Raw genomic sequence first — 12,798 nt, 5'->3', positions numbered from 1 at the left:
ACTGATGTTAGTTGTTAATTGTTAGTTGTATTTATACTAACTGCTAATCACTAACTATTAACTACTAACCATTTGCCAAACTCGCAAAATATTGATAAATTGTCGATCGCCCTTGTCAAGGTCGATCGCCTATTTGGGGTATTGCTGGCGGCATCCCCGCCCCCTTCTGAGCCGAAAAATTGCCGGTACGGGCGATCAAATTTATTAGTGCCCGAAAGAAATAAGAACTCGAAGCTTAAAATCCGAATGCCTGCTACTTTCGGCCTTCTATCTTCCATCGCCCATCAAAGCAGAACCCTGCCAGCTCAGCTAGTTTCACCTCCCCCCACTGTACTCCCGTCCAGTGAAATCTAACAGGAAGGCTGTTTCCCTCACTCGCTCCCAAGGGCCGGGCGAAGCAAAAAACAGGCTATCTCTCGCCTGATATTTCCCGAAAAAATGCCCCGCGAGGCTGGTACTTGCTCCCGCGATGCTCTGCTTGCTGTCAATCTTGACTCGATCCATGAGCGCTTGCGGTTCTAATTAACAGAAAGCCCGACACCAGACGCGCTGCCGGACATAAAAGCTGTTCCTGGCTCAAATGCTTGGCTGAGACATTCCCAGAAAAACTGTATTCATGCCGCAGGTGTTGCCAACGGCCATTGGGCTGCTACAGCCAACCAATGACCAGCCTCAGTCTGGACTGAAGGGGACGACAATATTATTATCAGTCCTATGACTTTTAACAGGTCATATTATTTGAGATTTTCGACTTAAGATACTTCGGCTTGCTTCGGCTACGCCAGCCGACAAGTCGCGAGGGTACAAATTTGTGATTTAAGATTTTAGCATTGCCAATGACTTATTCTATATGAGTTTGGAGTTTGTCTAAAGTTGCTTGTTTACCAGAAAAAATGGGTTTAAAGCCTTCCCCTTGTAGGGTGTAAGGAAAAATTAATTTCCCTAGCAGGCCATCACCTCGCGATCGACTACCGGGTAACTGTCCTTTGGTCAACTATCAACTGTTGAATGGTGTCGCTTTTTTTAACTTTCTAAAACAAAACAAAAGCCAGCTTTCACAAAAAAAGCTGACTTTTGAGATTATTCGATCGGCAAAGCGTTCAACGCCCATCCCATAAACAATCCGAGTGCGGGAGAGGCACTACCCTGCCGTTCGTAGAAACAATACCCAAACTAAGTTTGAAGTATTAAATTCTTGGGTGGCCGGTCAGGCCCTGATTGGGGTCGTAAATACCAGGTGTAGTATCAACGCCGGGAGTGCCGGGAGCGCCGTAATCTGCCCGAGCGCCATCGACGCTGGGATAGTCGTAGATGCTCCAATCCTGAATGCCGCCGCGGCTCAAAATCTTTTCAGCTCTGGCGATTTCTGCTTCGCTACCGTCAAGCAGCACCAAATAATCTCCCCTTGCCACTCGATCGCTGTATACTCTAGCTTGCTCTTCAGGAATTCCCAAACCGACCAAAGCTCCGAGCAAACCGCCTGCAGCCGCACCCAAAGCAGTACCGGCAAGTGTAGTGGCGATCGCCGTAGCGGAGGCTCCTGCCAGCATAATCGGCCCGATACCAGGAATTGCCACCAGGCCCAGACCCACCAACAAGCCCGTCAAACCGCCCAAAGTGCCGCCTGTGAGCGCGCCCTTGGTCGCTCCTTCATCAGCCTTGTTGTCGGCGCTGTCGTGTACGTCAATCCCTGCGATGTCGCCTTGAGAATCAGCATCTTTAGCGATCACCGAAACCCGATTCATGTCAAAACCCGCTGTTCTAAGTTCTCCCAGGGCGTGCTCGGTCTCGCGGCGGGTTGAAAATACCCCGACAGCGCGCTTGTCGTGGGTCGAAGCTCTGCGGCCGGTGTGTGTCGGCACATCGTAAATGCCCCAATCATGAATGCCCCGCACGCTCATAATTCCTTCAGCAGTGGCAAGTTCGGCATCTGTTCCTTCTACGAATACCAAATATTCTCCGCGCGAGAGGCGATCGCTATAAACTTTAGCTTTGTCTTCGGGAACGCCCAAACCTATTAAGCCGCCCACCAAACCGCCTGCTGCAGCCCCAATCGCACCTCCGACCACAGTATCGGCCAGCAGAGTCGCGATCGCGCCCCCCGCCATTATCGGGCCAACTCCCGGAATCGCCAGCGCCCCAATGCTACCGAGCAACCCAATCAAACCGCCCGTCACGACTCCCGCCGTCGCGCCAGCTTTCGCGCCACCCCCCACTTTCTCATCGGTGCTCTTAGCAGCGCTAGCGCCCCCAATTTCGTTCCCATGGAGATTTTCCCCAACTACCGAAACTTTATTCATCGGAAACCCGGTACTTTGCAGTTCCAACAGGGCTAGTTCCGTATCGCGGTAATTAGAAAAAGATCCTACAGCTCGCTTGTTTTGACCTAAAGCCATTTTTTTGTCCTTCAAAATAAACTACTTTTACACAACTACAGAATTTATGCTCTGCTTGCTACCCTTAATCACATTTATTCATTTTTTTCGACATTTTTCATCGGTCGCTGGGAATAACTTCGGCCTCTTTCTTCAGGCGGATTTACCCTGATTTTCAGGAATTGGAAATCGGAAATTGGGAATGGGAAATTGCAGGTATTGCACGAGTTTTGAGTTGGGAGTTTTGAGTGCGTGAATCTTAAAACTTTTAACTTAAAACCCCGTTACCCGGAAGGAAGAGTCACCTAAGCATTGAGAGCCGCTTTTAAAAGCACTTTTAAAACTCCCAATTTTCCGTTTGCTCTCTTCCTTCTTTCCCTTTTCCTTCTTTTTACCCGCTCGTGACTTGTGAGCCAGCATAGCCGAAGCAAGCCGAAGGGCTTTATTGCTTCTTCCTGCTAATTAATTACTTAGGCGATGCAGGTGCAGCCGGGGCAACAACAGCCGTAACGTTCACCATTTTGACACCCTTAATTTCTTTAGCTAGCGGCTCAATTTTAGCTAAATCTTCTTGATTGGGAACAGTGCCAGCTACGGTGACAACCCCATCTTTGGCGTCAACAGTTAGCTGACCTTTGGTGATGTTCACTTCCAACTTGGAGCGAACTTCACTTTGGAGGTCGCCATCGGCTCTGATTGCATCGCCTCCAGTCACGTTGTTGCGCTGTTCTCGGGCTCTGATGTCGTTATTTGCTTGGTTTTTGCGAATGTCGCTAGTGGCGTCGGACTGAGTTTTTTTAACCGTCTCCGCTGGGGGCGGGCTGGCGGCATTTTCTGTGGTGGTGGTAGAATTAGGAGCGTCAGCACTTGTTTTAGCTCCATCGCTACAAGCCGCAGCTCCAAATAATAGGAGAGCGCTGATGACAATTGGTGTTAGTTTGTTCATAAGATCTAATAACCTCCGGGTAAGCTTTCGATGAGTCTAGACTTGGTTGAGCACTGCGCCGCGCCTGACAGAATCTGTGTTGGCTACGTAGTTTGTGCTTGGTGCGGAAAAATGCTTATCTCAAATATATAAATTTGAGGAAGTTCTTACATCGCTCTACAGGTGTAAATTTTATATTATTAAGTTACGCAATTGTCACGCTACCATCAACTTATAGGGTGCGTCAGACGCATTACTAGATCGAGATCATCAGGGTTTGGACTTCCGGGGCATTCTACTAATTCTGCCATTTGCGTAAGTGGTGTATGTATTTCGTTAGATAGATGACAAAAAACCAAACAATGTGTTGTATCCTGTTTAACTTGTAGCAGTTCGAGCCAAATATCGGGTATTGACCGATCGAGTTCTCAATCCCCCAATCTAAAATCCCCCAATCTAAAATTCTCACTTTTTGATAAAAAATATCATTAGTTCTAGACGCACTATTCCTCAAAAACCCGATCGTTCTCGATATTTTTCGTTACCAAAGTCAATATTTTCGTGCAAACAAAGTTGAAAAGCCTCAATTTTATTAATAAATTCGATCGTCGCCACTCCCAACAAATTTTCCCCTCCCACCTCGAACCTATTACCCACTACGGCTAAATTCGTTAAACGCCACAAACAATTATTTTCCGATTTTCTGGATTCAAAACAAACGAAAAGAATCAAGAAATTTTTGAGCGTTTTCTGGTTTTGAGGTAGTCGCAACCAAGCCGTAAACGCGGGTTTCCACCAAAAATACTTGACCCACACCTACAGGTTCCGTGGGGGAAAGCGGTTGAAACTCAAACTCTTTTCCCGGATAGCGGCCGAGAGAAATATCCCGCACTTGCAGCAATTTAGCATTGGCTCCCACGACAAAGAAATCAACGGCATTATTTAAAGTAATTTTGATGTTGTTGTTGCTGAGCCGAAAATCTAGGTCAAAGTATTGAAGTAAATAAGTGTCTTTGTTTTTTAAGATCGACCTGTATGTATGAGCGGTAACTTGAGTTGAAAAAGTTTCTGAATTAATTTTAGGAGTTCCCGGCATATCGATCGCAAACAGACCCATTGGCGAGCAAAATGGCTGCCACTCCGGCATCTGAAATGCAGCCTGCTGCGGGGTTAGTTGAGCTTTTGCCGGAGAGGCAAACTTGACAGGCCAGACAAGCAATGCAGCAGTAACTAGGAATAAATGCAGCAATTTCATTTGGGTAAAAATTATATTTGCCCGATCGATCTGCGCTAGCCTAGAAAGATATCCGCAAACGAGGGATTTATGCTGAATACTATATTTACTCAACGACAACGCAAGTCGATCGGGCAAGCTAAAACCAGTAAAACCAATAAAACCAATATACTCCCTGGTGTAAAGACTGCGCTGGCCCTGTGTCTGCTAGCTGCTGTCACAGCTTGTGCAAACAGCCCCAACAGCAAAGCACTCGAAGAATCTTTAGCCGCCGATCCCAAATTACAACAAAATCCAGTAGTTTTATCTCCCCCGCCTCCTCCGCCAGCAGTCGAAACCAGCACAACCGCCAAACTTCCTCCCGACTTCCCCACCGAGATTCCACTCTATCCTAACGCTCAGTTAATCGAAGTTGGCGGGCAAACCGATCCGTCGCCCAAAACTGTGCGCCTGCGCTGGGAAAGCACAGATCCGATTAATTCGGTGCAGAACTTTTACACCAAAGAATTTGGGCGCAGCAACTGGCAAATAGTCAGCAGCCCCAACGCCGACGAACCAGGTACTTTAGTCGCAACGCGAGATAATTTGCGGGTAACAGTGTCGCTTTCTCCTACTCAAAAAGTAGGGGGTTCTACAGAATTTGCGATCGACTACAGCAAAGAGAGTTCAGAAATTGCCAGCAGTCCTCAACCTAACAATTCCGAGTCTAGCCCATCTCCCACCGCTTCACCAACTCCATCTAACTCAGAGGAAACTACTCCGGCGACACCGACTGCGCCAAAATCAGCAAAAGTTAGCGAATTAGACAGCCAAATTCCTCAACAATTGCGCCAGTATGTGGCAGATTTGGCTCAGTTGGAAGTGCTGAAAGTGCGATCGACAGAAAATGCTAACTTAGAAACTAACAGCACTTTGCCCAAACCCAACAAAATTATCACCCGCCGCGAATACGCCCGCTGGTTAGTAGCAGCAAACAACCAGATTTATGCCAGCCGTCAAGGCAAACAAATTAGATTAGCAGTAGACTCTAGCGAACCCGCCTTTTCTGACGTATCCAAAACAGACCCAGATTTTTCAGTAATTCAAGGTTTAGCAGAAGCAGGTGTAATTCCGAGTTCGCTTTCAGCGGACACTAAAGATGTGAAATTTCGCCCCGATGCACCTTTAACTCGCGAAACAATGATTCTTTGGAAAGTGCCTTTAGATACTCGTCAAATTTTACCGACAGCTAACATAGACGGAGTGAAAGAAAAGTGGGGCTTTCAAGACGCTTCTAAAATTGACTCCCAGGCCTCGCGGGCAATTTTAGCTGATTTTAACAATGGAGATTTGGCAAATATTCGCCGAGTTTTTGGTTTTACAACTTTGTTTCAGCCGAAGAAATCGGTGACTCGCGCCGAAGCTGCCGCTAGTTTGTGGTATTTTGGCGTTCAAGATGGGGGATTGTCAGCTAAAGATGCTCTGCAAGCAAAATCTCAACCTACCCAGTAAAGTTGTTTGAGTGTTTAAAAGTTCACACAAAGCATCTACTTATTATGAAGCAAGTTCGATCGTTCCGACTTAGGTTCTCAGCAAAAGAAGCACCCAAGTTTGAACCATCGAACCTTTTTGATTGCGGTAGTCACCGCAGTAGAAAATTCCCGTTTCTGTAATTTCTGTGCGCGAGTCACAGTCACAAATCCTTTCAAAAACCGTACATCAACATCTCTCTGCTTGAACGGCGCACGCTGCGGGATCAATTGTTTTCCCTCAGTCTTCATTTATGTATCCTCCGACACAATTTCTGGGAATTCCGAGAATATTTTGTACGTATTTTAACCAACAGTTTTCAAACCTCTCAGTAGGACTCCGGATGCGGTAGCGGCCTTAACGATAAAGGAAAAAGAGTATTTGAGCTCTGGGAGAGCGTTTTTTAATGTACGATATGACCCGATTTACCCCGCAAGACATGGCGAAATGCAGCTTAGTCCTGCGCCAGCTAGGTAGAAATACAGCTAGTATGGAGGCTTGCAGCCAGAAAATTGTTAAATTTATTTATCAACATTTTTGCAGTTCGGAAACAGGAGAAAATAGCTGTGTTTTGGTGCGTTTGTTCAAAACTCATCCCTACGGCGAATTAGAAGACTCATTGCAACAATCTGTCCGCCGTTTGATGAACCATAATTCCCCTGCATCCGACATGAAATGCTGGACTTTGCTAGCAGCAGCAGGCGCGGAACCGCAGTGGAATTCTCGGCATACAGCAGCCCAAAATACTGCTATTGGGTTAGTTAGCGCCGAATTAGTAGCCCAAATGCCGACGATTTCGGAAATAATCCGGCAATTTGGTTTAGACATTCCTACAGTCATCGGAACCCAGCGAGAAAGGTTCCTGCAATTAGAATCTGCAGTATTAAATATTTTTCACGTTTCAGAGGCAAAAGGCAGTCTCTTGATTCCCGAACAAAAATCTTTAATTATTCCCTACCAAGTCAAATCTGTGTTGGGATTTGGGGGACTTCTGCCGTCTGGGAGTTTGTTTGCTGTAGAGATTCTCCTGAAAGTTAAAATTTCACAAAACACGGCTGAAATGTTTAAACATTTAGCACTGAGTGTCAAAACAGCTTTGTTGCTTGGTGATGAAAAAGTTGTATTTGATTCCTCAAACACTGCGGCAAAATCGGCAATTAATAATGACTTTCACGAAACTCAATTTCTGGAATATCAAATTTCTAATTTGATTCAATTGCTGGATTTTTCAGAACAAGAAATGCTCAGACAAGCCTCTCGTTTTCAACAGACAATTGATAAGTTGCAACGGGAAATTGCCGATCGCAAAAACAAGGAACAAGCTTTGCCACTAAGTCAAGAGTCATTCACGGGTATCATCAATGTTCCCCATGATGGTATTGTTCGCCTTGAGGACAATCAAGGAAGTCAGCGTTTTAATCAAGGAGAAGAACAGATTTAACTCAACTTGTTTTGTTAAAAGTGATTCGCAGCATCAAAATGGAAATATTCAGACTTTTAGATTGATATTTGAGGTGAATTCTCAAATTAGGATTAGCTTCGCAGGTGTGATATCAAATCCGGTAGCCTCGGAATGATTCAGATATATATTCTCGGACTCTGTGTACTCTGTGTACTCTGCGGTTAAATCATTCCAATCCAAACGGAAACGATATGAATCACTGTCGGGGGAAACCTGTTTGTCGCAGCAATAGGAAACAAGCCGACATTGGCTCCAATATCAATAATTGTTTTTAGCGCTTGGGAGAATTGCTCGACTCTGTAGCAGTCATTTAAAAGCACTTCTATAAATTCTCCTTCTATGCTTTTTTTTGAAGGGACGTTTACTTGATACTGTTTTTTTTGCATAATTAAGTGTTTTGCTAATTGAAAGCTAGCAAATATAGCCTTTCAAGCGAAAGATGAGGTACTATCCGGGATAGGGCATAGGCCAAACCGGGCATAGGCCAAACCGGGCATAGGCCAAACCGGGCATAGGGGATAACTCACTTTTGTGATAACCGCTATATGTTGATTTTTTTCTAACTTTTTGGCTGTGATTTTGCGCTGCATTAGTTGCGCTAAATTTTTCAATAATAAAGCAAGAATTTACCTTGTCTTCACTGTTAGAATAACAATATTTCGGAGGGTTTGAACTCTCAGGTGTAAATCTGCTTTAATGTATCTCAAAATGCGATTCCAAACGCGGGAATAAAAAATGTTAGAGTTCGATCGCCTGTTTCAAACAATCGAAGAATTAGTCATGCTGCACTCTCCCAGCGGTGTAGAGTCGGAAATTAACCAGCGGTTGATGGAAAAATTCGCTGCTTTGGGTGTGAATGCTTGGATCGATCGCGCGGACAATGCGATCGCCCTAATTCCGGGCCGCAATCAGCAAAAGTCGATCGCCATTACCGCCCACAAAGACGAAATTGGCGCGATCGTCAAAACCATAGGCGATCGCGGCCGCGTGGAAGTCCGCAGATTGGGCGGCACGTTTCCGTGGGTTTACGGCGAAGGTGTCGTCGATTTGTTGGGCGACAAGCAAACAATTAGCGGCATTCTCAGCTTCGGAAGCCGCCACGTTTCTCACGAATCTCCCCAAAAAGCTCAGCAGGAGGATGTTTCTGTCAAGTGGGAAAATGCCTGGATTGAAACCAAGTGTACCAGCGAGGAATTAGCCGAGGCGGGAATTCGGCCGGGAACGCGGATGGTGGTGGGAAAGCACCGCAAGCGCCCGCTGCGGTTGAAGGATTGGATAGCGAGCTACACCCTGGACAACAAGGCTTCTGTGGCGATTTTGCTGGCTCTGGCCCAATGTTTGCAAGAGCCTGCGGTGAATGTTTATCTGGTGGCTTCGGCGAAGGAGGAGGTTGGGGCGATCGGGGCTTTGTATTTTTCGCAGCGCCAGCCGTTGGACGCGCTGATTGCTTTGGAAATTTGCCCTCTAGCGCCAGAATACCCGATCGACGATGGCGAAAACCCGGTTTTGCTGGTTCAGGACGGCTACGGAGTTTACGATGAAGGATTGAACGCCCAATTGCGCGCAGCGGCCGCAGCAGCCGATGTGGAGGTGCAGTTGGCGGTAATTAGCGGTTTTGGGAGCGATGCTTCGATCGCCATGAAGTTCGGCCATGTAGCCCGCGCGGCTTGTTTGGCTTTCCCGACGCAGAACACCCACGGGTTTGAGATTGCTCACTTGGGGGCGATCGGCAACTGCGCTAGCATCCTCAAAGCTTACTGCGAGCAGCTTTCGGACGACTAGAAAAAAAACTTTCACAAAGTAGTTGACAGATTGGGAAAAATTAGTTAAGGTAATAAAGGTGCGGAACACAAGCAAACGCAGCGAAACGCGCCCCCATCGTCTAGAGGCCTAGGACACATCCCTTTCACGGATGCGACGGGGATTCGAATTCCCCTGGGGGTATTAAAAATCTAACTCTGATATCAAATTGATATCTAGCAAGTATAGGGTGGGCATATTGCCTGCCCTTTTTGCTAAGTTGTCGCGCAAATAAACATTGTATATTCAGAGCGGGCGGGACACCCCACTCATTGTTCGATCGTTTTTTGAACTGCTGTTTAAATGCCGCAATAGCTTATTAGGACTTACGCACGGGTGGCGAGAAACCGGGTTTTTTACGTGAATACTGGCTTTGAGCTTTTAACACTGGTAAAAAACCGGGTTTCTTTGGTCATAGTGCGTTTTTCCTAATCTACTCTAAAGTCGAGGCTGAATTATGCGTTATGCCATCGTCATTGAAAAAACACCCAATAACTATTGAGCGTATCCACCCGATTTACCCGGATGTGCAGCCACAGGCGCTACCCTTGCGGAAGTACAGCAGCTTCTTAAAGAAGCGATCGAATTTCACTTAGAAGAGTTGCCAGAAAACGGTTTATCGATTCCTGAAGCAACTACACTTGGTGACTGTGTAGAAGCACGGTAGTGGGGTCAAATATTTTATAAATTAAGTCAGCAAAATTCAATAATAATCTCCTCTAAAGAGGATATTCTGGAACACTTCTTCGTCCAAAAGTAACAATTATATCATTCCAAATCCGCAAGAGCGATTTTTAAGCAAGCACGAACCTCCTTCCAGTCACGTTCCGATAGATGACCAATTAGAACTAAGTTGGAAGATGGCGGTAGAGTGACAATAAAACTGCGAAAAACTGAAGCGACTCGTAAACCTGCTGTTGCCCAATCTAGGAGTATATAATCAGTTAAACCTAAAGCAGTGGTCTGTGTAGTAAGGAGTCCAGCTATTACATCAGAGCGGGTTGCATGATAGGTAACTGATGATAAAATTACAGCCGGACGACGTTTAATGCCGGTGACACCAGGAAAATCTACTGTCACCACATCACTAGGATTAAAAGACACTATTAAATCTCCTCATTTTCAGAAAAAATGGTGGCCGCATACTGTAAAGAAAATGCCATCACATCGAGTTTATCTTCTTCAGTCCAAGTCTCGCTTTCATCGACTACCGACAGATTTTGCTGTACCAAATCGTTGAGAATAAGAGTTGCCAAGTGCAGTCTATCCTTTGGTGAAAGGGTAGACAGAACGCGATCGTAAACTTCTCGAACAGTAGTTGACATAGCCAATCCTCCTGCTGCTTATATTGGGGAATACTTAGGGGAAGTCGATCTGATTATAGCTTAAAAATTTAATAAATTTATGCTACAATTAAACTCTAATTTTTAACCTTAGATTCACCTAGACCAAATTTATAGGACTAAAGTCCTGACTGCGATCGCAATTCCCAATTCCCCAGCATATTTATTTTCCTACCATGCGATCGAGCTTTTCCTTAACCAGCAAATCTAATAAAAAGCGCAGCGCAAATAAGCCGCCGCATCCCGCAACAGCAAAAGCCACGATCGCCCCCGTTTGATATCCGCCCACCAGCAGCACCGCACCCGACAGCACCGCAAAACCAGTCACACAGGCAAAAATTAGAGTTTTCAGAGCTAGATTAATGCGTTTGAGGGCGCGATCGCTCTCGATATTTCGTACTCTAATTTGCAATTCGCCATCTTCGATTCGCTGCTCGAAACGCTTCAAAAAAACTTGCGATTTGCTCGGCTGTCGCAATTTGTAGGTGATAAAAGTTCGCGCTTGTTTTGCCAATTCTGCGATCGCACTTCCCCGGCCCTTACTCACAGCAATACTCTTGACAAAAGGCTGAGCGGATGCTAGGAAATTGTAGTCAGGGTCAAGGGTTCTAGCAATGCCGTCGAGAGTTGTCAGAGACTTGACAATAAACATCATTTCTGCAGGCAAGCGAAACGGTTGCTGCTCGAACATAATGTAAAGTTCGTTCTTAATTTCATTAAAAGCTTGAAAGTCGATCGGCTTATCAATAAACTTATCCAACAAAAAAGTAATCAGCCTCCGCACCGGCATCATATCCGGCATCGGCTCAACTAAGCCGATCGTCATTAAAGTATTGAGTACCTCATCAGTATCTTTTCTGAGCACCGCAAAAAAAGTATTGACCATTTGGTCTTTAGCCAGAGACTTCACCTCAGCCATCATCCCAAAATCGTAAAAAATTAACCTACCATCTTCTGTCACCGCCAAATTTCCCGGATGCGGGTCAGCTTGAAAAAAGCCGTCAATTAATAATTGCTTCAAGTAACAGCAAATCCCCACTTGATTGAGCTTAGCAATATCTACTCCCATCGCTTCTAAACTCAGGCGATCGTCCACCTTAATGCCCGGTGCGTATTCTACAGTCAGAATTTTTTTAGTAGTATATTGCCAGTAGACTTTAGGAACAATAATCTGAGGATATTCTTGAAAATTATGGCTGAAGCGATCGGAATTTTTACCTTCTTGCACGTAGTCAATTTCTTGATATAAAATCTTAAAAAACTCGTGATAAATAGATTCCAAATCGTACTTGCGCGTCGCCGGAAAATAGCGATCGCAAAAACGCATCACTTGGCGCACCGCCTTCACATCTAAATCGAATAAACTTTCTAAACCCGGACGCTGCACCTTGACAACCACATCTTCCCCGGTGTGCAGCCTCGCCTTGTGCACCTGTCCCAGACTCGCCGCAGCAATGGGAAACGGGTCAAAATCGCGGTACAAAGCATAAATATCTTTGCCTAATTCTGATTCTACAAGGGCGATCGCCTCTTCGGAACCAAACTCAGGAACCCGATCCTGCAACTGTTCCAACTCCTTCACGTACTCCAGCGGCAGCAAATCCGCCCGAGTCGAGAGAGACTGCCCGATTTTAATAAAAGTCGGGCCCAAATCCAGCAAAGTATTGACCAACCAATGGGCGCGAATTCTTCTAGTTTGAGGAGAATTATTTTGCAGCAGTCCATCCCACCACAAAAAAAACATAAACTTTGCCGTTGCAGCAAAAACGTCTATTTGTCGTGCCAGGGGCGAATATTTAGAACGCTGCCAACGCAGGAGTTTTGGTGCAGCTTTTGTTAGCATAATATTCAGGTTCTAGTTCCATGCAGCGCGATAATTTTTTAGGGATATTCTATAGCATAGAAACCTGCTTCGACGTACAAAAATACTTCGTTGCAGGCTTTGGGAAAATTTGAAAAACCCGGTTTATGCGGTCAAAAATGGATAATAAACTAAGGAACTAAAATTTAATAATTTAAACACCCCCTCCAGTCCTCTATCTCCTATAGAACCTGTTTAAGAGCGGACTTAAGTCCGCACTACGAACCTGCTATTGAGACAGGAAACCTGACAAATAATTTTAAAAGCAGGATTTGCTAGGTTTGCGAGA

General features: G+C 45.5%; 12 protein-coding genes, 1 tRNA gene and 1 pseudogene. 5 read left to right on the top strand and 9 right to left on the bottom strand.

Annotated features, from left to right (window positions below; translation table 11 throughout):
- Window positions 1–50: 50 nt before the first annotated feature.
- The 5 genes from QUA01_RS09970 to QUA01_RS09950 form a co-directional block, all read right to left on the bottom strand.
- Window positions 51–278 carry a hypothetical protein gene (locus QUA01_RS09970; protein WP_333092591.1) on the bottom strand — a complete coding sequence of 76 codons (228 nt, stop codon included), beginning with the start codon at window positions 276–278 and terminating at the stop codon, window positions 51–53.
- 909 nt (window positions 279–1,187) lie between these two features.
- Entirely contained in the window at window positions 1,188–2,396 is a 1,209-nt protein-coding gene (locus QUA01_RS09965) for a general stress protein (protein WP_333092592.1), read from the bottom strand.
- Between the two features lie 445 nt (window positions 2,397–2,841).
- Window positions 2,842–3,321 carry a BON domain-containing protein gene (locus QUA01_RS09960; RefSeq protein ID WP_333092593.1) on the bottom strand — a complete coding sequence of 160 codons (480 nt, stop codon included), beginning with the start codon at window positions 3,319–3,321 and terminating at the stop codon, window positions 2,842–2,844.
- Between the two features lie 489 nt (window positions 3,322–3,810).
- The gene (locus QUA01_RS09955; protein ID WP_333092594.1) at window positions 3,811–3,984 is read right to left on the bottom strand and encodes a hypothetical protein; all 174 of its coding nucleotides are present in this window, start codon (window positions 3,982–3,984) and stop codon (window positions 3,811–3,813) included.
- 25 nt (window positions 3,985–4,009) lie between these two features.
- Window positions 4,010–4,555 (bottom strand): hypothetical protein, encoded by a 546-nt coding sequence (locus tag QUA01_RS09950; protein ID WP_333092595.1) that lies wholly within the window; start codon window positions 4,553–4,555, stop codon window positions 4,010–4,012.
- A 69-nt stretch (window positions 4,556–4,624) separates the two neighbouring features.
- Between QUA01_RS09950 and QUA01_RS09945 the strand changes: the two genes are divergently transcribed.
- Both QUA01_RS09945 and QUA01_RS09940 read left to right on the top strand, forming a co-directional pair.
- Entirely contained in the window at window positions 4,625–6,025 is a 1,401-nt protein-coding gene (locus tag QUA01_RS09945; protein WP_333092596.1) for an S-layer homology domain-containing protein, read from the top strand.
- Between the two features lie 433 nt (window positions 6,026–6,458).
- On the top strand, window positions 6,459–7,484 hold the full coding sequence (locus tag QUA01_RS09940) for a histidine kinase (RefSeq protein ID WP_333092597.1): 1,026 nt from the start codon (window positions 6,459–6,461) through the stop codon (window positions 7,482–7,484).
- Window positions 7,485–7,666: 182 nt separating this feature from the next.
- Here the strand turns inward: QUA01_RS09940 and QUA01_RS09935 are convergent, their stop codons facing one another.
- The gene (locus QUA01_RS09935; RefSeq protein WP_333092598.1) at window positions 7,667–7,891 is read right to left on the bottom strand and encodes a hypothetical protein; all 225 of its coding nucleotides are present in this window, start codon (window positions 7,889–7,891) and stop codon (window positions 7,667–7,669) included.
- Window positions 7,892–8,240: 349 nt separating this feature from the next.
- On the opposite strand from QUA01_RS09935, the gene QUA01_RS09930 reads away from it, so the two are divergent.
- The 3 genes and pseudogenes from QUA01_RS09930 to QUA01_RS09920 form a co-directional block, all read left to right on the top strand.
- On the top strand, window positions 8,241–9,287 hold the full coding sequence (locus tag QUA01_RS09930; RefSeq protein WP_333092599.1) for a M42 family metallopeptidase: 1,047 nt from the start codon (window positions 8,241–8,243) through the stop codon (window positions 9,285–9,287).
- An 89-nt stretch (window positions 9,288–9,376) separates the two neighbouring features.
- Window positions 9,377–9,449, top strand: a tRNA-Glu gene (locus QUA01_RS09925).
- 379 nt (window positions 9,450–9,828) lie between these two features.
- Window positions 9,829–9,972, top strand: a pseudogene (locus QUA01_RS09920) (type II toxin-antitoxin system HicB family antitoxin); the annotation flags it as partial.
- Window positions 9,973–10,073: 101 nt separating this feature from the next.
- Here the strand turns inward: QUA01_RS09920 and QUA01_RS09915 are convergent.
- The 3 genes from QUA01_RS09915 to QUA01_RS09905 form a co-directional block, all read right to left on the bottom strand.
- Window positions 10,074–10,409 carry a type II toxin-antitoxin system PemK/MazF family toxin gene (locus QUA01_RS09915; protein ID WP_333092600.1) on the bottom strand — a complete coding sequence of 112 codons (336 nt, stop codon included), beginning with the start codon at window positions 10,407–10,409 and terminating at the stop codon, window positions 10,074–10,076.
- Window positions 10,410–10,411: 2 nt separating this feature from the next.
- Window positions 10,412–10,630 carry a hypothetical protein gene (locus QUA01_RS09910; RefSeq protein WP_333092601.1) on the bottom strand — a complete coding sequence of 73 codons (219 nt, stop codon included), beginning with the start codon at window positions 10,628–10,630 and terminating at the stop codon, window positions 10,412–10,414.
- Window positions 10,631–10,811: 181 nt separating this feature from the next.
- The gene (locus QUA01_RS09905; RefSeq protein ID WP_333092602.1) at window positions 10,812–12,491 is read right to left on the bottom strand and encodes an ABC1 kinase family protein; all 1,680 of its coding nucleotides are present in this window, start codon (window positions 12,489–12,491) and stop codon (window positions 10,812–10,814) included.
- Between the last annotated feature and the right edge of the window lie 307 nt (window positions 12,492–12,798).

Origin of the sequence: Microcoleus sp. S36a_B3 (assembly GCF_036700745.1) — a bacterium.
Taxonomy (GTDB): Bacteria; Cyanobacteriota; Cyanobacteriia; order Cyanobacteriales; family Microcoleaceae; genus Microcoleus.
This window is presented reverse-complemented; position numbering and strand designations above follow the sequence as displayed.